Annotated in this window: 18 protein-coding genes and 1 pseudogene; 13 read left to right on the top strand and 6 right to left on the bottom strand. The window is 74.2% G+C overall.

What is annotated here, in order from left to right; all coding sequences use genetic code 11:
* Positions 1–114: 114 nt before the first annotated feature.
* Positions 115–3,624: an ATP-binding protein gene (locus ACFY3U_RS05260; protein ID WP_387195963.1), complete on the bottom strand. Its 3,510-nt coding sequence runs from the start codon at positions 3,622–3,624 to the stop codon at positions 115–117.
* Between the two features lie 139 nt (positions 3,625–3,763).
* Between ACFY3U_RS05260 and ACFY3U_RS05265 the strand changes: the two genes are divergently transcribed.
* Positions 3,764–4,054 (top strand): hypothetical protein, encoded by a 291-nt coding sequence (locus tag ACFY3U_RS05265; protein ID WP_387195175.1) that lies wholly within the window; start codon positions 3,764–3,766, stop codon positions 4,052–4,054.
* A 74-nt stretch (positions 4,055–4,128) separates the two neighbouring features.
* On the opposite strand, the gene ACFY3U_RS05270 is transcribed toward ACFY3U_RS05265, so the two are convergent.
* The gene (locus ACFY3U_RS05270) at positions 4,129–4,821 is read right to left on the bottom strand and encodes a Crp/Fnr family transcriptional regulator (RefSeq protein WP_334490553.1); all 693 of its coding nucleotides are present in this window, start codon (positions 4,819–4,821) and stop codon (positions 4,129–4,131) included.
* Positions 4,822–5,057: 236 nt separating this feature from the next.
* On the opposite strand from ACFY3U_RS05270, the gene ACFY3U_RS05275 reads away from it, so the two are divergent.
* The 5 genes from ACFY3U_RS05275 to ACFY3U_RS05295 all read left to right on the top strand — a co-directional run bounded on the left by ACFY3U_RS05275 (position 5,058) and on the right by ACFY3U_RS05295 (position 8,782).
* On the top strand, positions 5,058–5,555 hold the full coding sequence (locus tag ACFY3U_RS05275) for a polyadenylate-specific 3'-exoribonuclease AS (RefSeq protein WP_387195179.1): 498 nt from the start codon (positions 5,058–5,060) through the stop codon (positions 5,553–5,555).
* Positions 5,556–5,615: 60 nt separating this feature from the next.
* Complete coding sequence (locus ACFY3U_RS05280) at positions 5,616–6,119, top strand: pyridoxamine 5'-phosphate oxidase family protein (RefSeq protein ID WP_387195182.1); 504 nt, start codon at positions 5,616–5,618, stop codon at positions 6,117–6,119.
* Between the two features lie 178 nt (positions 6,120–6,297).
* Positions 6,298–7,326, top strand: coding sequence for a 6-phosphofructokinase (locus tag ACFY3U_RS05285; protein ID WP_387195966.1), 1,029 nt, complete (start codon positions 6,298–6,300; stop codon positions 7,324–7,326).
* Positions 7,327–7,467: 141 nt separating this feature from the next.
* Positions 7,468–8,286 carry a pyrroline-5-carboxylate reductase gene (gene proC / locus ACFY3U_RS05290; RefSeq protein WP_387195185.1) on the top strand — a complete coding sequence of 273 codons (819 nt, stop codon included), beginning with the start codon at positions 7,468–7,470 and terminating at the stop codon, positions 8,284–8,286.
* A gap of 145 nt (positions 8,287–8,431) precedes the next feature.
* Positions 8,432–8,782: a DUF2203 domain-containing protein gene (locus ACFY3U_RS05295; RefSeq protein ID WP_387195188.1), complete on the top strand. Its 351-nt coding sequence runs from the start codon at positions 8,432–8,434 to the stop codon at positions 8,780–8,782.
* 42 nt (positions 8,783–8,824) lie between these two features.
* Here ACFY3U_RS05295 and ACFY3U_RS05300 read toward each other — a convergent pair whose 3' ends face one another.
* A complete protein-coding gene (locus tag ACFY3U_RS05300; protein ID WP_387195191.1) occupies positions 8,825–9,511 on the bottom strand; it encodes a class F sortase in 687 nt (228 codons plus the stop codon).
* Positions 9,508–10,371: a DUF4397 domain-containing protein gene (locus tag ACFY3U_RS05305; RefSeq protein ID WP_387195194.1), complete on the bottom strand. Its 864-nt coding sequence runs from the start codon at positions 10,369–10,371 to the stop codon at positions 9,508–9,510. The genes ACFY3U_RS05300 and ACFY3U_RS05305 overlap by 4 nt, the downstream gene beginning before the upstream one ends.
* Positions 10,372–10,490: 119 nt before the next feature.
* Here ACFY3U_RS05305 and ACFY3U_RS05310 point away from each other — a divergent pair, with 119 nt between their 5' ends.
* The 3 genes from ACFY3U_RS05310 to ACFY3U_RS05320 all read left to right on the top strand — a co-directional run bounded on the left by ACFY3U_RS05310 (position 10,491) and on the right by ACFY3U_RS05320 (position 12,481).
* Positions 10,491–10,988, top strand: coding sequence for a GNAT family N-acetyltransferase (locus ACFY3U_RS05310; RefSeq protein ID WP_387195196.1), 498 nt, complete (start codon positions 10,491–10,493; stop codon positions 10,986–10,988).
* An 11-nt stretch (positions 10,989–10,999) separates the two neighbouring features.
* A complete protein-coding gene (locus ACFY3U_RS05315) occupies positions 11,000–11,548 on the top strand; it encodes a GNAT family N-acetyltransferase (protein WP_387195200.1) in 549 nt (182 codons plus the stop codon).
* A 129-nt stretch (positions 11,549–11,677) separates the two neighbouring features.
* Entirely contained in the window at positions 11,678–12,481 is an 804-nt protein-coding gene (locus ACFY3U_RS05320) for an SGNH/GDSL hydrolase family protein (protein WP_387195203.1), read from the top strand.
* A gap of 211 nt (positions 12,482–12,692) precedes the next feature.
* Here the strand turns inward: ACFY3U_RS05320 and ACFY3U_RS05325 are convergent.
* Positions 12,693–13,182 (bottom strand): annotated as a pseudogene (locus ACFY3U_RS05325) (glutathione peroxidase).
* Between the two features lie 144 nt (positions 13,183–13,326).
* Between ACFY3U_RS05325 and ACFY3U_RS05330 the strand changes: the two are divergent.
* Positions 13,327–14,967, top strand: a complete 1,641-nt coding sequence (locus ACFY3U_RS05330) for a glycosyl hydrolase family 18 protein (RefSeq protein WP_387195206.1) — start codon at positions 13,327–13,329, stop codon at positions 14,965–14,967.
* Positions 14,968–15,259: 292 nt separating this feature from the next.
* On the opposite strand, the gene ACFY3U_RS05335 is transcribed toward ACFY3U_RS05330, so the two are convergent.
* Complete coding sequence (locus ACFY3U_RS05335; RefSeq protein ID WP_387195209.1) at positions 15,260–16,156, bottom strand: lytic polysaccharide monooxygenase; 897 nt, start codon at positions 16,154–16,156, stop codon at positions 15,260–15,262.
* A gap of 126 nt (positions 16,157–16,282) precedes the next feature.
* Between ACFY3U_RS05335 and ACFY3U_RS05340 the strand changes: the two genes are divergently transcribed.
* The 3 genes from ACFY3U_RS05340 to ACFY3U_RS05350 all read left to right on the top strand — a co-directional run bounded on the left by ACFY3U_RS05340 (position 16,283) and on the right by ACFY3U_RS05350 (position 19,576).
* A complete protein-coding gene (locus ACFY3U_RS05340; protein WP_387195212.1) occupies positions 16,283–16,774 on the top strand; it encodes a hypothetical protein in 492 nt (163 codons plus the stop codon).
* 67 nt (positions 16,775–16,841) lie between these two features.
* Positions 16,842–18,248, top strand: a complete 1,407-nt coding sequence (locus tag ACFY3U_RS05345; protein ID WP_387195215.1) for a class II 3-deoxy-7-phosphoheptulonate synthase — start codon at positions 16,842–16,844, stop codon at positions 18,246–18,248.
* A gap of 296 nt (positions 18,249–18,544) precedes the next feature.
* Positions 18,545–19,576, top strand: a complete 1,032-nt coding sequence (locus tag ACFY3U_RS05350) for a threonine aldolase family protein (protein WP_387195218.1) — start codon at positions 18,545–18,547, stop codon at positions 19,574–19,576.
* The last annotated feature ends 81 nt before the right edge of the window (positions 19,577–19,657 follow it).

The raw sequence follows: 19,657 nt of genomic DNA on the forward strand, positions 1-19,657 counted from the left end.
CCGAGCCGGTCACCGGCCGGCCCACCTCGGTCGCCGGGGCCTACGGCGCCCGCCGGTGCTCACCGCGAAAAGTCACTTTCCCCATCAAAACGGTGCACTTCCCCGGTAAGGGCATCAAGAGGCGGCCCCAGGCGGCGGGCCGGCCCGATCGGCGAGCCGGAGCAGCCCAGGCACCCCGTTGCGGTCGGCGAACCCGGCGACCCGCTCGCGGGCCGCCGCCGCCTCCGCCGGGTCCACCGCGGCCACGGCGGTCACCGACAGCGCGGTGGCCAGGATGTGGTCGGTGGTGTCGGTCATCCGCGCGTAGCTGCCCGCCGCGGCGCGGAACAGCCGGGCGGCGACGCCCGGATCGCCCTCGGCGAGCGCCAGGGTGCCGTCCGCGACCTGCCCGGCGGCCAGCGCCCACGGGGTCATCCGGGGCGACCGGGCGAACATGTCGTGGACCGTCCGCGCCGCCTGCGGCCCGAGCACCGCGGCCACGTGGCCGACCGCCGGCGCCCACTCGGCGAACGGGATCATCCGGGTCCGCCGCCAGTCCTCGTCCAGCTCGGCGAGGAGCGCCCGCGCCTCGTCCCGCTGCCCGCTGACCGCCCGGCAGAGCGCCGCGTGCGCCAGCGTCGAGCGCAGCACCCGGTGGAACCCGCTGCGCCGGGCGGCGACCAGCGCCCGGGCCACGTGGTCCGGCTCGCCCGGCGCGCTCCGGTCGGCCGCTGCCAGGCCCCCCGGAGCGTCGCCGCGCAGCGCCCGCATCCAGCCGGAGACCGCGACGATGTGCAGGTCCCACTCGGCGGTGGTGGGCCGGCGGACCGACTCGGCGGCGGTCTCCAGCGCCGACACCCAGTCACCGGCGTAGTACGCCCGCGCCCACTGGTCGGCGTAGCTGGTCACCACCCCCTGGCCGCCGGCCAGGTCCAGCGAGCGCTGCTCGTCGACCAGCCGCGCCGAACCGGCCAGGTCGCCCTCCTCCTGCGCCGCCCAGGCGAGGTTCTGCACCGCCCGCCGCCGGCTGCTGAGCCGCTCCACCCGGCAGTGCTCGGTCACCTCGGCCAGCTCCGCGTACCCGTCCGGCTCGCCGGCCATGAAGCGGGCCACGGCCAGCGTGATCCGGGCGTTCCCGCGCACCTCGCGCAGCTGGAGCCGGTCGGCCAGCTCGGCCGCCGACCGGGCCGCCCGGCAGGCCAGGTCGGTCTCCGCGTTGAGCATCCGCACCCGGGCCAGCTCCAGCAGGGCCTCGGCCTTCTCGCCGGTGTCCGGCAGCTCGGCGTACGCGCCGATGGCCCGGTCCAGGCAGTGCAGGGTCGCCGGGCGGTCGGCCCGGGCCCAGGCGGCCGTGGCCAGCAGCGTCCAGGCCCGGGCCGCGCCGGTGCGGTCGCCGTCCGCGGCGAGCCGGCCGGCCAGCTCGGTCAGGATCGCCGTGCCGCCGTCGAGCAGGAACGCGTCGCTGTCGCGGTGCAGCGCCACCTCCGCGGCGAACAGCTCCAGCGTCGGCGCCGGCTCGGCGCTCACCGCGATCGCCCGGTCGATCAGCGTCGCGGCGTTCTCCAGGGCGTGCAGCGCGTACGCCCGGCGGGCGGCCCGGTGCAGCGCCGTGCGGGCGGCCGCGGCGTACGGCGCCGGGTCGAGCCCCACGGTGCGGGCGATCTCGTGCGCCGTCCAGCGGTGGTTGGCCAGCATCTCGGCCAGGTCCAGCTGCCGCCCGTCGGTCAGCTGCTCCAGCCAGTCGGCGGTGCGCTGGTGCCGCAGCACCCGCTCGGCGCGGGGCAGCCGCTGGTAGCAGACGTCCCGCACCAGGATGTGCCGGAACCGGTACTCCGGCTGGCCGGGCATGGTCGAGCCGGGCAGCTCGTACACCATGTCCCGACGCTGCAACCGGTCCAACGCCCGCTCCACCCACTCCGTCGGCCGGCCCAGCGCGGCGGCCACCGGCGCCGCCCAGAACTGCACGCCGACCACCGCGGCGGCCTGCAGCACCGCCCGGTCGCCCGCGTCGAGCAGGTCGAGCCGGTTGGCGATGACCGCCTGCACGGTGCGCGGCATCCCCGCGCCGCCGACCGGGTCGACCCGGGTGGCCGGCTCCAGCATGCCGCCGTCCAGCAGCATCCGGGCGTACTCCTGGGCGTAGAGCGGGTTGCCGTCGGCGAATTCGATCAGCGGCGCCCGGGCCTGCGCCGGCAGGGTGGCCTGCCCGAGCAGCAACGAGTAGAGGGTGTCGATGTCGCCGTCGTGCATCGGCGGCACCGAGATCGACATCGCCCCGCTGATCGTTCCGGTCCAGGCCGGGTGCCGTTCGCGCAGCTCCGGCCGGGCCGTCGCCACCACCAGCAGCGGCACGCCCCGGGCCGCCGCGCCCAGCTGCTCGACGAAGGTGAGCATGGCCTGGTCGGCCCAGTGCATGTCCTCGAAGACCAGCACCGTCGGGCCGCGCGCGGCCAGCGCGAGCAGGAACCGCCGCCAGGCGGCCTCGGTCTCGCCGGGCAGCAGCCGCTCCCCGGGTACGCCGAGCAGCGGGCCGAGCGCGGCGGCCAGCCGGGCGGCGTGCGGATCGCCCAGCTCGGCCAGCCGGTGGCGCAGCCGGTCGGCCAGCGCGTCGGCGCGGCCGCTCTTCGGCACGCCCAGCCAGCCCTTGACGATGTCCGCCAGCGCCGCGTACGTGACGTTCTCCCCGAACGGCGGGCACTGCCCGACCAGCCAGGTCACCCGGTGCCCGGGCAGGTTGGCGGCGTGCCGGGACAGCTCGCGCAGCAGCCGGCTCTTGCCCACCCCGGCCGGCCCGAAGACGGTCACCAGCTGGGAGGCGCGCTCGGTGACGCTGCGGTGCAGCGCGCTGACCAGCAGCCCGCGCTCGTGGTCCCGGTCGACCATCGGGGTCAGCTCGGCGCCGCCCGGGTCACTGCGCGGCCGGGCCTGCACGGCGAGCCACAGCCGGCTGACCGCGCTGCGACCGCGCAGGGTGACCGGCGGGCGGTCCACGTACTCCATCTCGTGCCGGGTCGCCGACCAGGTGCCCTCGTCCACCACCACGCCCCCGGCGGGCGCCAGCGACTGCAGCCGGGAGGCGGTGTTCACCACGTCCCCGGTGACGAACGCCTGCCCGCCGTCGCGGGTGGCCGACAGGTCGACCAGCGCCTCGCCGGTGGCGACGCCGACCCGGAACTCCAGCGCCGGCCCCGGGCCGCCGGCCTGCCGGGCCAGGCTGCGCTGCAGCTCCAGGCCGGCCCGTACGCAGCGCAGCGCGTCGTTGTCGGTGGCCACCGGGGCGCCGAACAGCGCCATCACCGCGTCGCCGATGTACTTCTCCACCACCCCGCCGTACTGGTGGACCAGCCGGCGGACGGTGGCGAAGTACGCCTGCTGCAGGCCGCGCGCCTGCTCCGGGTCGGCCCGCTCGGCGTACGTGGTGAAGTCGACGATGTCGACGAAGAGCACGCTCACCTGGCGGCGGTCCTCCTGCACCACGGTCAGGTGGTCGCGCAGCGGCTGCCCGCAGCCGGTGCAGAAGTTGGCCTCGGGGTTGTTGGCGTGCCCGCAACCGGCGCAGGCGAGCGTCAGCGCCTGCCCGCAACCGCCGCAGAAACGGTCGTCCGGCCCCGCCGCCCGGGAGCAGTGTCCACACTTGAGGTCGATGACGAACTCCGTACTCCGGGAGAGGTCAGTGTCCCGCCGGCCCTGGTCAGTCGGGTACCCGACGTGCGGGCGGACCCTGCGGCCGATCGGCCGGGGCTAGTGTTCCCCACGACCAGAGTTCGCCGTCAGGAGAGTGCCCGTGCAGGTGCGACTGTCCGCCTACTGGACCGACCCGGACGGGACGGTCCGGTCTCCGGGCGAGACGGTGGAGATCGACGCGGTCACTCTCGCCAGACTGGAGGAGCAGGGCATGGTAGAAAACCCGGACGGCCGGCGGTCCACATCGGACAGCAGCACGTCGAGCGACGCGCAGAAGATCGGCCCCGGCCCGACCGCGCCGCCGCAGAAGATCGGCCCCGGCCCGACCGCACCGCCGAAGAACATCGGCCCCGGCCCGACCGCGCCGCCCGCGGACGAGACCGGCAACTGACCCACCGGCGCGACCGGCGGCCCCACGGTTCGTCGGTCGCGCCGTTCGTCGTACCCGGTGGGGGTGATCCGCGGTCAGCGGTCGTTCATGCCGGCCCGGCGGCGCAGCGCCGACACGTCGGTCACCACGATCCGCCGGCCCTCGGTGCGCAGCCAGCCGCGGCTGGCGAAGGACCCGATCGCCTGGTTGACGCTCTGCCGGGAGCCGCCGGCCATCTCCGCCAGCTGGCTCTGGTTCAGCTCGATGGTGATCATCGGAGCCTGGCTCTCGCCGGCCAGCCGGACCAGTGTCTTGGCCACCCGACCGGGCAGGTCGAGGAAGACGTGGTCGGCGTTCTGCTCGGTCAGCCGGCGGATCAGCCCGCCCAGCGAGCGCATCACCGCGTCGAGGATCCGCGGGTTGGAGTGCACCAGCTCCATGAAGGCCGGCCGGGACAGCGCCAGCGCGGCGCAGTCCTCGATCGCCTCGGCCGACGCCGACCGGGTGGAGGCGTCCAGCAGGGAGACCTCGCCCAGCACGTCCGGCGGTCGGATCACCGACAGCACGGCCCGCTCGCCGGTCGGCGCGGTGCGGAAGACCGCCACCGCCCCGCGGCGCAGCACGATCAGCGACTCACCGGGGTCGTTCTCCACGAAGAGCAGCTGGCCCTTGCGGTACGTCCGCGGCACGGCCGCCGCGATCACCCGCTGGCGCACCTCCGGCTCGAGCCCGGCGAACATCTCCACGCCCGTCAGGGCGTCGCCCGGCTCCGGCAGGCGCATCTCCACGGCCCAACCCCTCCCCGGTCACGGACCACAGCTCGCTCATCGGGTGAACGAGGCGAAACACCGGTTCGGCGTCCGGTAGCGGTACACATCAGATCATGACGGTCCGGTCGCTTGCTGTACACCCCTCAAATCGTCTCCGTGACGCTCCCCGAGGCGGTTGACGGGCCGGTCGGGGCAGGTCGGGGCGGGGGACCCGCGCGGCGCAGCGCGGCGGCGGTGGGCGAGGATGGGCGGCGATGGTCTACCGCTATTTCTACGACTGTGAATTCATCGAGGACGGCCGCACCGTCGACCTGGTGTCGATCGGCGTCGTCGACGAGTACGGCCGCGAGTTCTACGCGGTCTCCACCGAGTTCGACGACTCTCGGGCGGTGCCCTGGGTGCGCCGCAACGTGCTGGACAAGCTGCCGTCCCCGGCCGACCGGGCCTGGCGCTCGCGGGCCCGGATCCGCGACGAGCTGCACGAGTTCCTGCTGGAGCCGGTGCGCGACCGGCCCGGCGAGCAGCTCGAGCTGTGGGCCTGGTACGCCGCGTACGACCACGTGGTGCTGGCCCAGCTCTGGGGGGCGATGCCGGCCCTGCCCCGGGAGATCCCGCGGTTCACCAAGGAGCTGCGTCAGCTCTGGGACGACCGCGGCCGGCCGCGACTGCCGGACGCGGAGGCGGACCGGCACGACGCCCTGGTCGACGCCCGGCACAACCTGGCCCGGTGGCGGGCGATGACCACCGGCTGACAGGTTTGACCCGTTCCGTCCCGGGCACCGCTTCGGTCAGCCGAACGGAAGGGATCCGCCATGTCCGAGGAACCGACCACCACCGCCGACGACCGCAACCGGGTGACCGAGCTGATCCGCAAGGCGCGGATCGGCATGCTGACCACGATCGGGCTGGACGGCCGGATGGTCAGCCGGCCGATGGGGCTGCAGGAGGCCGAGTTCGACGGCGACCTGTGGTTCTTCGCGTACGCGGACTCGGCCAAGGTCCGCCAGCTCCGGGTCAACCCGGAGGTCAACGTGGCCTTCTCCGACCAGAAGCACAACGCCTGGGTGTCCATCTCCGGGACCGCCCAGGAGGGCTTCGACCGGGCGCGGGCCGAGCAGCTGTGGAACCCGATCCTGAAGGCCTGGTTCCCGGACGGCCTGGACACCCCCGGGCTGACCCTGATCAAGGTGCACGCCAGCTCCGCGGAGTACTGGGACTCGCCGAGCAGCACGGTGGTCAACCTGTTCGGGTTCGCCAAGGCGGCGGTGACCGGCACGCCGCCGAAGGCGGGCGAGAACCACGAGGTCAGCTACTGATCGGTAGCACATCCGTCGGGTGGGACGGGTCAGGCCGCGCTGTCGCCGTCCCACCCCGACGACTACAGTGCGCTCTGACGGCCCGCCCCGGGCCGGCAACGGCGCCGACGGTCTGATCCGACCCGCATCCTGGGGCTTTTCCGGGCTTCATCTGATGCTCCAGGAGGATGAGCAGATCATGCGTATCGGCGTGCTCACCGGCGGCGGCGACTGCCCAGGTCTCAACGCGGTCATTCGGGCGGTGGTCCGCAAGGGCGTCGCCAGCTACGGTCACGAGTTCGTGGGCTTCCGGGACGGCTGGAAGGGCCCGCTGGAGGGGCTGACCAAGCCGCTCGGCATCGCGGAGGTCCGCGGCATCCTGCCGCGCGGCGGCACCATCCTCGGCTCCTCCCGGACCAACCCGTTCAAGATCGACGGCGGGGTGGAGCGGATCAAGGAGAACCTCGCCGCGCAGGGTGTGGACGCGCTGATCGCGATCGGCGGCGAGGACACCCTCGGCGTCGCGACCAAGCTGCACGAGCTGGGCGTCAACGTGATCGGCGTGCCGAAGACGATCGACAACGACCTCGGCGCCACCGACTACACCTTCGGCTTCGACACCGCGGTCAACATCGCGATGGAGGCGATCGACCGGCTGCACACCACCGCCGAGAGCCACCACCGCACCCTGGTGGTCGAGGTGATGGGCCGGCACGCCGGCTGGATCGCCCTGCACGCCGGCCTGGCCGGTGGCGCCAACGTGATCCTGCTGCCGGAGCGGCAGTTCGACGTCGAGCAGGTCGCCGGCTACGTCGAGAAGCGCTTCCAGCACCAGTACGCCCCGATCGTGGTGGTCGCCGAGGGCGCCCAGCCGCTGGACGGCCAGATGGTGCTGCACAACCAGGAGCTGGACTCGTTCGGCCACGTCCGCCTCGGCGGCATCGGCCAGTGGCTCGCCGAGCAGCTGGAGGCCAAGACCGGCAAGGAGGCCCGCACCGTGGTGCTGGGCCACATCCAGCGCGGCGGCACCCCGACCGCGTTCGACCGGGTGCTCGCCACCCGGCTCGGCCTGCAGGCGATCGACGCCGCGCACGAGGGCGACTGGGGCAAGATGGTCGCGATGCAGAGCACGGACATCGTCCGCGTCCCGCTGGCCGAGGCCACCGCGGAGCTCAAGACCGTGCCGCTCGAGCGCTACGAGGAGGCCGAGGTCTTCTTCGGCAGCTGACCCGTCCCCGCCGATCTAGGGGCAATCGTCGCTAGTTGATCTCCATCAACGACGTTGTTCCCTAGATCGGCGCGGGGCGGCGGGGCGGCGCCGGCGGGCGCGGCGCGGGCTTGTTGGGGTCGGTGGGAAGGGGTACGGGTCATGGCGTCCGAGGTGCACACCGTCGCGGTGATCGGGGCGGGCAAGATCGGCGAGCTGATGCTCTCCGGGCTGCTGCGGTCGGGTTGGCCGGCCGAGCGGCTGCTGGCGACCGCCCGCCGGCCGGCCCGGGCCGAGGAGATCGCCGCCCGGTACGGCGTCCGGGTGGTGGACAACCTGACCGCCGTCGACGAGGCGGCCGTGCTGGCGATCTCGGTCAAGCCGCAGGACGCGGCCATCCTGCTGGACGAGATCGGGCCGAAGGTGCCGGCCGACAAGCTGGTCGTCTCGCTCTGCGCCGGCCTGCCCACCGCGTTCTTCGCCCGCCGGCTGCCCGAGGGCACCCCGGTGGTGCGGGTGATGACCAACACCCCGGCCCTGGTCGACGAGGCCATGACGGCCATCTCGGCCGGCGCGCACGCCACCGCCGCGCACCTGGCCCTGGCGGAGGAGATGTTCAGCCCGCTGGGCGCGACCATCCGGGTGCCCGAGTCCCAGCAGGACGCGGTCACCGCGCTCTCCGGCTCCGGCCCGGCCTACTTCTACCTGCTGGTCGAGGCGATGATCGACGCCGGCATCCTGCTCGGCCTGCCCCGGCAGGTGGCGCACGAGCTGATCGTGCAGACCGCGATCGGGTCGGCGGTGATGCTGCGCGACTCCGGCGAGCACCCGGTGAAGCTGCGCGAGGCGGTCACCTCACCGGCCGGCACCACCATCTCGGCGATTCGCGAGCTGGAGAACCACGGCGTCCGGGCGGCCATGCTGGCGGCCCTGGAGGCGGCCCGCGACCGGGCCCGCGAGCTGGCCGCCCAGGCCGACTGAGCGGCCCGCGACCGGCCCTCGCGGGCCGACCCACCGGCCCGCGAACCGGCCACCAGGCGGACCGACCGGCCCGGCACCGACCGCAACGGCGGCCCGGCCGGGCGGGGGGCGCCGCCGTGGGCCGCCGGTGGCTCATACTGGCGCGGTGTTCACTCTCGCCCAGGCGCGCTATCTGGTGGCGACGCTGAAGCCCCGTGTCGACGAGCTGATCCGGATCCGGGCCGACCTGGCCGAGCTGCGGGCCGACCTGGCCGGTCCGGGCGTCTCCGCGCTCGGCGGCCGGGCGGAGGTCAAGGCGCTCGAGGCGCGGCTGCACGCCGTGCTGGAGGAGCTGAACGGGCACGACATCCAGGTCAAGGGCATCGCCCCGGTGCTGCTGGACTTTCCCGGCGAGCGGGCCGGCCGGCCGGTGCTGTGGTGCTGGCTGGAGGGCGACTCCGACGTGCGCTGGTACCACCGGGTCGAGTGCGGCTTCGCCGGCCGCCGCCCGGTCTGACCCGCGCCGCCGAAGCGACCTGGCCGGACCCGATACGACGGTTCAGCCGACGGGGGAGCGGGGGAACGGGTCGGCCGGAAGGTCGGCGACCGCGAACACCACCACGTTGTCCCGGTAGTGCCCGGTGCCCCGGTCGAACGTGCCGCCGCAGGTGATCAGGCGCAGCTCCGGCACGGGCGTCGGGCCGTACACGGTGGCGGTGGGGAAGGCGTCCTTGCGGGTGCGCAGCATGCCGGTGACCCGGAAGCCCACCCACCGGCCGGCGACCTGGACCTCGACCCGGTCGCCCCGGCGCAGCTCGGCGAGGTGGGCGAAGACGGCCGGCCCGCGCCGGGAGTCCAGGTGGCCGGCGATCACGGCGGGGCCCGGTTCGCCGGGCGTCGGGCCGCCGCCGTACCAGCCGGCCTCGGCGAAGACGGCCGGCGGGACCAGGGCGCCGGCCGCGTCCAGGCCGAGTCGCTCCAGCGTCGAGTCGACGCCGATCCGGGGCACCCGTATCCGGGTGGGGACGGCCGGCCGGGGGGAGCGGGTCGCGGCGGCGGTCGCCGGGCAACCGTCCGCGCAGCCGGGCAGCCAGCTGGCCGCCGGCGGCGCGGGCCGGGAGCCGTCGGCCAGTCCGACCCCGGTGCCGGCCGCGACGCCGAGCGCCGCGGCGGCCACCACCAGGGCGGCCGCCGACACCCGGCGGTCCCGGTGCCGCCGGATCCCGAAGCCCGGCCGGTCGCTCACCAGACCGGTCGCCGCCGGCGCCGGACCAGCACCACCGCGCCGACCACCACGGCCGCCGCGAGCAGGCCGCCGGCGATCATCGGGTACGCCCCGACGCCCCGCCCGGTCAGCCCACCGTCGCCCGCCGCCACGCCGCCGGCCGGGGCGACCGCCCCGGCCCGGGCGTCCTCGCGCAGCTCGGTGGTGAGGCCGCCGCCCTTGGCGTCCAGCACCAGCAGCGAGTAGACCCGACCCGCGTCCAGGGTTACCTCGGTCTCAGTGCTCGGGCCGTTGCCGCCGCCCAGCCGCAGCCGCCAGCGACCCGGCTCGACCTGGCGGTAGTCGGTGGTGCTGGCGAAGCGCACCGCGTCGGCGATGGCCGGCCCGTCGGTGGCGGCGACGTCCACCACGGGAGCCCGCACCGAGGCCTGCACCACCCGGACCTTGGCCTGCCCGCCGGCCGGTGCGCTCAGGTCGTCGGAGAGCACCCGCAGCCCGAGGTCGGCGTAGCGGCCGACCCCGGCCACCGTGTACGCGGCGCCGCCGTCCACGGCGACCTCGGTGGTGAGCACCGGCGGCTGGCTCTCCGGCGCGCCGGCCTTGCGCATCGCCACCGCGTACCGGCCGGTGGGCAGGGTGAGGTAGTTCGACACCGCGCCGTACGCGACCGCCTGGAAGACCCGCGGCTTGGTTGCCCCCGGCGGCGTGAGATAGACGTCGACGGCCGGCGTGTCCGGCGACAGGTGGGCCAGCCGGACGTAGCCGACGTCCTGCGGGGCGGCGCCGGCGGGCGCGGCGGCGGCGGTGCTCAGCGCGGCGCCGAGCAGGAGGGCGCCGCCCGCCGTGGCGAGTCGGCGCAGCGCGGTACGGAGCTGGGGCATGTCGTCTCCGGGGTTGGTCGGCGTGATCCCACCCATAGGGTCCCGTGAACGGGACCAGGACCGCAAGTCGGCGCGCCACGCCCCCACCGGAGCGGCCCGGACGGCTACCGTCTGACCCCATGATCCAGGTGCGACGGGCGACCCCCCGGGACGCGGCGGAGATCGTCCGGCTGCGCGGGGTGATGCTGGCCTCGATGGACGGCGCGGAGCCGCCACCCGGGCCGTGGCAGCAGGCCGCCCGGGAGGTGCTGCACGAGCGGCTGGCCGAGCCGGCGGACCTGATGGCGGCCTTCGTGGTCGACGCGCCGGGCCGGCCGGGCGAGCTGGCCGCCTGCGTCGTCGGCACCATCGAGCGCCGCTTGGGCGGCCCGGCCAACCCCAACGGCCTGACCGGGTACGTCTTCAACGTGGTCACCGACCCGCAGCACCGCCGGCGCGGTCACTCGCGGGCGTGCATGTCGGCGCTGCTGGCGTGGTACCGGCAGCGGGAGGTGTCGAAGATCGACCTGCGGGCGTCGACCGAGGGCGAGCCGCTCTACCGCTCGCTGGGTTTCCGCCCCACCTCGGGCCCGACGATGCGGTTGGCGCTGCCCGTCGGCGCCGGCCTGCCGGCCTGACGGCGGCCACGGTGTTCGCGCTGCCGTTGACCGACGCCGCCGAGCTGCGCCCGCTGTGGCCGTGGCACGCCGAGGAGTTCCTCGCCAATCTCGACCGGGCCCGCGAGCACATCCGCCCGTGGGTGGGAGCGTCCTTCGTGGCCACCGACCTGGCCGGCGCCCGGACGGTGCTGCGCCGCTACGCGCAGCTGTGGGCGGACGACGCGGGCGGGATCTGGGGGATCTGGGACGGCGGCCGGCTGGTGGGCGGGGTGATGTTCGTCCGGTTCGACGCCGCCGCGGGGGTGTGCGAGGCCGGCTGCTGGCTGGAGCCGGCAGCCGAGGGGCGGGGCCTGGTCACCCGGGCGGTCGGGCGGATCGTCGACTGGGCCGTCCGCGAGCGCGGTATCCACCGGGTGGAGTGGCACACGAACGCGGGCAACGTCCGCAGCATCGCCGTGGCGCGCCGGCTGGGCATGCGCCGCGACGGCGTCCAGCGCGCGGCCCAGCCCGGGCCGGCGGGCCGGGTGGACATCGAGATCTGGTCGGTGCTGGCGCCGCAGTGGCGCGCGCCCGACTGACCGCACGGCCGTCCTGGGCGGGGTGGGGGTGCCCCCTGCCCACCCCTTAGCTTCATCGACGGCCTTTCCTGCGTTAATCATCCAGTGATATCTATCTCTCACCACCGCTTCCCACCCCAGGAGTGCGACGTGCGGAGATTCCGTCTCGTGACCCTCGCCGCGAGTCTCGCGGCCACCCTCGCCGCCGGCCTCGGCCTCGCGGCGCCCGCCCAGGCCGCCCCCACCGACCGTTACGTCGCCCTCGGCGACTCGTACGCCTCCGGCCTCGGCGCCGGCTCCTACACCGCCGAGAGCGGGTCGTGTCAGCGCAGCACGAGCGCCTACCCGGCGCTCTACAACGCCGCCGTTCAGCCCGCCTCGTACCGCTCGGTGGCCTGTGCCGGGGCGACCACGGTGGACGTCACCGGCAGCCAGCTCGCCGCGCTGTCCAGCACCACCACGCTGGTCAGCGTGACCGTGGGGGGCAACGACGTGGGCTTCTCGAGCATCATGACCACCTGCGTGCTGCTCGGCGAGACGCAGTGCGTGGCGTCCGTGCAGGCCGCCGAGGACAAGGCCCGCAGCCAGCTCGCCGGCCTGCTCGCCACCGTCTACAACGGCATCCGCACCCGGGCGCCGTCGGCCCGGGTGGTGGTCGTCGGCTACCCGGTGTTCTACCAGCTCGGCACCCTCTGCGTCGGGCTCAGCGCGACCTCCCGAGCGAAGATCAACGAGGGCATCAATCTGGTTGACGACATCACCCGGTCCGCGGCGACGGCGGCCGGATTCCGGTTCGCCGACGTGCGGTCCGCCTTCGTCGGCCACCAGCTGTGCAGCTATGGGGAGAAGTGGCTGCACGCGCTGAACTACCTGGACATCGGCATCTCGTACCACCCGACGGCGGCCGGCCAGTCGGGCGGCTACTACCCGGTCTTCCGCTCCGCCGCCGGCTGATCGCGCGGGCGGCCCGCTCGCACGGGCGGGCGGGCGACCCGACCGGGCCGGCTCCCGGCCGTACCACCGACGGGCCCGGGATGGTGACGCCATCCCGGGCTCGTCGGCGTCGGCCGTCGCGTCGGTGGCGGCAGTGCCGGGGACGCCCGCCGCGCGCCGTCGCCTCGGGCCGGCAGGGCCCGGAGCGCTCGCCGCGTGGCGCGCCGTCGGCTCAGGCCGGCAGGACCCGCTCGATCGCGGCGCGCAGCTCGGGCGCGTCCGGGGGTGACCGTGGGGGCGAACCGGGCGGCCACCCTGCCGTCCGGCGCGACGAGGAACTTCTCGAAGTTCCACCGGACGTCGCCGGTGTGCCCCTCGGCGTCCGGGGTGGGCTCCAGGGCGGCGTAGAGCGGGTGCCGCGCCGGCCCGTTGACGTCCACCTTTTCGGTCAGCGGGAAGGTCACGCCGTAGTTCACCTGACAGAACTCGCCGATCTCGTCGGCCGTCCCCGGCTCCTGGCCGGCGAACTGGTTGCACGGCACGCCGAGCACCACCAGGCCCCGGTCGGCGTACTCGGTGTACAGCTCCTGCAGGCTCGCGTACTGCGGGGTGAGGCCGCAGCGGGAGGCCACGTTCACCACCAGCAGGGCCTTGCCGCGGAATCCGGCCAGGTCGGCGGGGCCGCCGGCCAGCGCGTCGATCTCGATGTCGAAGACGGTCATGCCGCGAGGCTACGCGGCCGGGACCGGGTGCCGCCGATGGTCCGCCCTGAATCGACACATGTACATCTTGACGAAGTGATGACGGCGTGAGTAGCGTCTCCCCATCTTCTGGAAAGTTTCCTAACTGTTAGGGGAGGCGCCAACATGAAGAGAACGCTCCGCCGCGCCCTGTGGGCCGGCGCCGTGCTCGCGGTGACCGTCGCGGCGGTCCCGGTGACCTCGGCGTTCGGCGCCGGCAGCGTCACCGCCACGTTCGCCCAGGCCTCCGACTGGGGGACCGGCCACGAGGGCCGGGTGACCGTCGCGAACGGCTCCTCGGCCAGCGTGGACACCTGGCGCATCGAGTTCGACCTGCCCTCGGGCACCACGATCAGCAGCTTCTGGGACGCCGACGTCACCAGCAGCGGCAACCACTACGTCGCGGTCAAGAAGAGCTGGGCCGGCCCGCTCGCGCCCGGGGCCAGCTTCAGCTGGGGCTACAACGGCACCGGGCCGTACCGGGCGCCGGTGAACTGCACCGTCAACGGCGCCCCCTGCGGCGGAGGCGGCACCCCGCCGCCGACCACCACCCCGCCGACCACGACCCCGCCCACGACGACCCCGCCCACGACGACCCCGCCCACCACGACCCCGCCGACCACGACCCCGCCCACGACGCCGCCGCCGACCGGCGACAAGAAGGTGGTCGGCTACTTCGCCGAGTGGGGGGTCTACGGCCGCAACTACCAGGTCAAGAACATCGCCACCAGCGGCTCCGCCGCCAAGCTCACCCACATCCTGTACGCCTTCGGCAACACCACCGGCGGGCGCTGCAGCATCGGTGACAGCTACGCCGACTACGACAAGGCGTACACCGCCGCGGACAGCGTGGACGGGGTCGCCGACACCTGGGACCAGCCGCTGCGCGGCAGCTTCAACCAGCTGCGCAAGCTCAAGAAGATGTACCCCAACCTGAAGGTGCTCTGGTCCTTCGGCGGGTGGACCTGGTCGGCCGGCTTCACCCAGGCCGCGCAGAACCCGACCGCCTTCGCCGACAGCTGCTACAACCTGGTCGAGGACCCGCGCTGGGCGGACGTCTTCGACGGCATCGACGTCGACTGGGAGTACCCGAACGCCTGCGGCCTGCAGTGCGACGCCAGCGGGCCGAACGCCTTCAAGAACGTGGTCGGCGCGCTGCGTACCCGGTTCGGCTCGTCCGCGCTGGTCACCGCCGCGATCACCGCCGACGGCAGCAACGGCGGCAAGATCGACGCCGCCGACTACGCCGCGGCCGCGCCGTCGCTCAACTGGCTCATGCCGATGACGTACGACTACTTCGGCGCCTTCAACGCGCAGGGCCCCACCGCCCCGCACTCGCCGCTGTACTCGTACCCCGGGATCCCGCAGCAGGGCTTCAACTCCGACGCGGCGATCCAGAAGCTCAAGGCCAAGGGTGTGCCGGCCAGCAAGCTGCTGCTCGGCATCGGCTTCTACGGTCGGGGCTGGACCGGGGTCACCCAGGCCGCCCCGGGCGGCAGCGCCACCGGCGCGGCGCCGGGCACGTACGAGGCGGGCATCGAGGACTACAAGGTCCTCAGGAACACCTGCCCGGCCACCAGCACCGTGGCCGGCACGGCGTACGCGCTCTGCGGCAACAACTGGTGGAGCTACGACACCCCGGCAACCATCAACGGCAAGATGACGTACGCGAAGAACCAGGGCCTCGGTGGCGCCTTCTTCTGGGAGCTCTCCGGTGACACCAGCAACGGCGAGCTGATCGGCGCCATCAGGGGCGGTCTCGGCTGAGCCGAGCCTGCCGACGCACCACCCACCAGGCGGGGAGGGACCAGGCACCGGTCCCTCCCCGCCCGCGCCCGCCCCGCCCGCGCCCTCCCCGCCCCGCGCGCCGCGCCCGCCCCGCGCGCCGCGCCCGCCCCGCGCGCCGCGCCCGCCCCGCGCGCCGCGCCCGCCCCGCGCGCCGCGCCCGCCCCGCCCCGCGTCAAGATCGTGCTCGATCCTGGAAGTAGTGGCCTCCGTCGAAGCGTGAGGCCACTACTTCCAGGAAGTTGTGTGGATCGTGATCGGGTCGGGCCGACTGTCAGGCGGGGAGCCAGAGGGCGGGCACGTTCGGGGGCTCCCAGCCGGGCAGCGAGGTGTGCGACTGGCGGCACCGCCAGGTGCGGTCCGCGTAGGAGACCAGGGTGCCCAGCGGGTACGCCGTACCCGGCTGCCAGGCCGGTGCCCCGGTCGGCGCCGGAGTGCTGCTCGGCGGGGCGGTGGTCGGTGCCGGCGTGGTGGTGGGCGGCGGCGTCGTGGCCGGGGGCGTGCTGGTCGGCGGGGGCGTGGTGCTCGGTGGGGTGGTGTCACCGAAGGTGACGTCCGAGCAGGTGTAGAACGCCTCCGGACTGTCCGAGCGCTGCCAGATCGAGTAGACCAGGTGCCGCCCGGAGCGCTGCGGCAGCCGGGCCGTCATCCGGTACGCCCCATCGGTCAGCGCCGGGTCGGTGGCGGTGTGGAACAGCTCCAGGTCGGCCCAGCGCAGTGGCTGCGTCGGGTCGTACCCGGGTCGGGTGACGTAGAGCTCGAAGGTGCCGCGGTGCGGCGCGGTCGCCCGGTAGGCGAAGGTCCAGCTGCCGCCGGAGGGCAGCGCGGTGGCCGGCCAGTCGGCCCGGGCCAGGTCGAGGCCGCGGTACTTGTCCCGGTTGGCGCTGCACAGCCGGCCGTCCGGGATGAGCTGCCGGTGGCGGCCGGCGGCGTCGGCGATGTTGACCTCGTTCCAGTCGTAGAGCGCCTGGGTGCCGCCCGCCGCGACCGCGGCCCGGCAGGCGGCCGAGTCCGGTGACTCCGGACCCTCCAGGAAGCAGCCGTACGGGCGGCTGACCGGGGACTGCATCGAGCCGTGTGCCCCGGCGGTGCCGACCAGTGCCAGCGCGGCCAGCACCGGGCCGCCCCCGACCAGCGCGGCGGTCAGCGCCCGGCGTCGTCGTCGTTCCATCGCTCCTCCTTACAGTAAACAGTCTTAACTAAAAGTCTCGACCACTGCGGCGTGACATGCAAGAGCGTCGATGTGGAAGACTCGCCGCTCGACAACTGTCCGGATCGCACCCGCAGCGGAGGACCGATGGGCGCCAGGCATCGCAGCCGGGCCGGCGGCGTGGCCGCCGTCGCGTTCCTGCCGCTCGCCCTGCTCGGCTGCGGCATCGGCGGCGACGACGGGCAGGGCGGCGCCACCGCCGCGACGCCGCGGGCTCCCGCGGAGGAGGCCGCCGGCAAGGCCCGGGAGCGGGTGCAGGCCTACCTCGACGCGATGACCGCCAAGGACGTCGACGCCGGCCGTAGTCAGCTGTGCGCGCCCATGCACGAGGCCTTCGCCGCGGCCGCGACCGGCCCGAACGGCGACTTCGCCGATCACTTCGAGGTGTCGAGGACCGCGATCACCGACGTCCGCACCGGCCCGCGTGGCCAGGAGGTCAGCACGTCGATCACCGTGTCGGTGGGGGCGAAGGACGTCGTCCGGCCGCTGCTGTTCACGGTGACCCGGGGCGGCGCCGACTGGTGCATCTCAGGTGAAACGCCCGGCGGTCACCGGCCCTCGCCCACCGCCACCCCCTGACTCCCATCTACCGGAACCCGCCCCCTCGCCGCCGGTCCGACCCGGCCGTCGCCGTACGCTTCCTGTCATGCGCCATGAGTGGCACCAGCTGAGCCATCCCGCCGTGAGCAGCCCCGGGCTGCAGACCAGCCGGCCCACCGTCGACTCTGCCGAGGACGCCGCCCTGGGCCTGGACCGGTGGCGTGAGCTGCCCCGCGAGCAGACCCCGCCGTGGTCGGACCAGAACCAGGTCGCCGAGGTCTGCAAGGTGCTGGACACCGTCCCGTCGGTGGTCGCCCCCTACGAGGTGGACCAGCTCCGGCAGAAGCTCGCGCTGGTCTGCGAGGGTCGGGCGTTCCTGCTCCAGGGCGGCGACTGCGCCGAGACCTTCGCCGACAACACCGAGAGCCACCTGCTGGCCAACGCCCGCACGCTGCTCCAGATGGCGATCGTGCTGACCTACGGCGCCTCGCTGCCGGTGGTCAAGGTGGCCCGGGTCGCCGGCCAGTACACCAAGCCCCGGTCGCTGCCCACCGACGCGCGCGGGCTGCCCGCGTACCGAGGAGACATGATCAACGGGCTGGAGGCCACGCCGGAGGCGCGGGCCGCCGACCCGCAGCGCATGATCCGGGCGTACGCGAACTCGGCCGCCGCGATGAACATGCTCCGGGCGTACCTCGGTGGGGGTCTGGCCGACCTGCACGCGGTGCACGACTGGAACAAGGGCTTCGTCAAGAACTCCCCGGCCGGCGAGCGCTACGAGGCGATCGCCCGGGAGATCGACCGGGCGCTGGCGTTCATCCGGGCCTGCGGGATGACCGAGGAGGAGGCGCTGCGCACGGTCACCCTCTACTGCTCACACGAGGCGCTGGCGCTGGAGTACGACCGGGCGCTCACCCGGGTCTCCGCGAACCGGGCGTACGGGCTGTCCGGGCACTTCCTGTGGATCGGCGAGCGGACCCGGCAGATCGACGGGGCGCACATCGACTTCATCTCCCGGATCGCCAACCCGATCGGCGTCAAGCTCGGCCCGACCACCACCCCGGACGAGGCGATCGAGCTCTGCGAGAAGCTCAACCCGGAGAACGTCCCCGGCCGGCTCACCCTGATCAGCCGGATGGGCAACCACCGGGTCCGGGAGGCGCTGCCGCCGATCGTCGCCAAGGTCACCGCGGCCGGCGCGAAGGTGGTCTGGCAGTGCGACCCGATGCACGGCAACACCCACGAGTCCTCCAACGGCTACAAGACCCGGCACTTCGACCGGATCGTCGACGAGGTGCTCGGCTACTTCGAGGTGCACCGCGGCCTGGAGACCCACCCGGGCGGCATTCACGTCGAGCTGACCGGCGAGGACGTCACCGAGTGCCTGGGCGGCGCCCAGGGCATCGAGGACCTGGATCTGCCCGACCGGTACGAGACCGCCTGCGACCCGCGACTGAACACCCAGCAGTCGCTGGAGCTGGCCTTTCTCGTCGCGGAGATGCTCCGTGGCTGACGCGAGGAGCGAGCCGGTTTTGCGAGCCCCGCAGTCGGCAGCCGAAGAGGGCTCCGTGGCTGACGCGAGGAGTGAGCCGGTTTTGCGAGCCCCGCAGTCGGCAGCCGAAGCAGGCTCCGTGGCTGACGCGAGGAGCGAGCCGGTTTTGCGAGCCCCGCAGTCGGCAGCCGAAGAGGGCTCCGTGGCTGACGCGAGGAGCGAGCCGGTTTTGCGAGCCCCGCAGTCGGCAGCCGAAGCAGGCTCCGTGGCTGACGCTGGTTCTGGTGACCGAGGTGAGCTTGTAAAGGGGAGTGACGGTGCCTGACGATCTGATCGACCTGCGGTCCGACACGGTGACCCGGCCCACCGCCGGGATGCGCGAGGCGATGGCGACCGCCGAGGTCGGCGACGACGTCTACGGCGAGGACCCGACCGTCACCGCCCTTGAGGCGGAGGTGGCCGCGCTCTTCGGGCACGAGGCGGCGCTGTTCGCGCCGACCGGCTCGATGGCCAACCAGATCGCCCTCCAGCTGGTGGTGCCCCCGGGCGAGGAGCTGCTCTGCGACGCCGACGCGCACGTGGTCACGTACGAGATCGGGGCGGCGGCCGCGTACGGCGGGATCTCCTCGCGGACCTGGCCGGCGGTCGGCGCGGACGTCGACCCGGAGGTGGTCGCCGGCATGGTCCGCCCGGACGGCTACTTCGCGGTGCCGACCCGGGCGATCGCCGTCGAACAGACCCACAACCGGGGCGGCGGCGGGGTGATCCCGCTGCCGACCCTGCGCGAGCTGCGTCGGGTCGCCGACGACAACGGGTTGGCGCTGCACTGCGACGGCGCCCGGATCTGGCACGCGCACGTCACCGACGGGGTGCCGCTGGCCCAGTACGGGCGGCTGTTCGACACGCTGTCGGTCTGCCTCTCCAAGGGCCTCGGCGCGCCGGTCGGCTCGCTGGTCGTGGGCAGCGCGGAGAAGATCGAGCGGGCCCGGTTCCTGCGCAAGCGGATGGGCGGCGGCATGCGCCAGGTCGGCGTGCTCGCCGCGGCCGGCCGGTACGCCCTCGCCCACCACGTCGAGCGGCTCGCCGAGGACCACGCCAAGGCGGCCCGGCTGGCCGAGGCCGTGGCGCCGTTCGGGGTGCTCGCCGGCCCGGTGCGGACCAACATCGTCCCGCTGGACCTCACCAAGCACCCGCGCGACGCCCGCGCCCTGGCGGCCGCGGCCCGCGAGCAGGGCGTGCTGATCTCGGTGCTCGGCCCCCGCACCGCCCGCCTGGTCACCCACCTGGACCTCTCCGACGACGCGGTCACCCGCGCCGCCGAAACCCTCCCCCACCTCCTGCGCACCTGACCACCACCCCAACCGCCCACCCTCCCGCCTGCCCGCGTTGATCAAGAAGTTTGCGCACCGAGCCGACGCTCCGGAGTGCGC

Origin of the sequence: Micromonospora sp. NPDC000089 (genome assembly GCF_042899365.1) — a bacterium.
Lineage (GTDB): Bacteria > Actinomycetota > Actinomycetes > Mycobacteriales > Micromonosporaceae > Micromonospora.

Coding starts and splice junctions, on each gene's coding strand:
- ACFY3U_RS05275 (WP_387195179.1), top strand. CDS start 5,058: ATGGTCTACCGCTATTTCTACGACTGTGAATTCATCGAGGACGGCCGC.
- ACFY3U_RS05280 (WP_387195182.1), top strand. CDS start 5,616: ATGTCCGAGGAACCGACCACCACCGCCGACGACCGCAACCGGGTGACC.
- ACFY3U_RS05285 (WP_387195966.1), top strand. CDS start 6,298: ATGCGTATCGGCGTGCTCACCGGCGGCGGCGACTGCCCAGGTCTCAAC.
- proC (WP_387195185.1), top strand. CDS start 7,468: ATGGCGTCCGAGGTGCACACCGTCGCGGTGATCGGGGCGGGCAAGATC.
- ACFY3U_RS05305 (WP_387195194.1), bottom strand. CDS start 10,371: ATGCCCCAGCTCCGTACCGCGCTGCGCCGACTCGCCACGGCGGGCGGC.
- ACFY3U_RS05310 (WP_387195196.1), top strand. CDS start 10,491: ATGATCCAGGTGCGACGGGCGACCCCCCGGGACGCGGCGGAGATCGTC.
- ACFY3U_RS05330 (WP_387195206.1), top strand. CDS start 13,327: ATGAAGAGAACGCTCCGCCGCGCCCTGTGGGCCGGCGCCGTGCTCGCG.
- ACFY3U_RS05335 (WP_387195209.1), bottom strand. CDS start 16,156: ATGGAACGACGACGACGCCGGGCGCTGACCGCCGCGCTGGTCGGGGGC.
- ACFY3U_RS05340 (WP_387195212.1), top strand. CDS start 16,283: ATGGGCGCCAGGCATCGCAGCCGGGCCGGCGGCGTGGCCGCCGTCGCG.
- ACFY3U_RS05345 (WP_387195215.1), top strand. CDS start 16,842: ATGCGCCATGAGTGGCACCAGCTGAGCCATCCCGCCGTGAGCAGCCCC.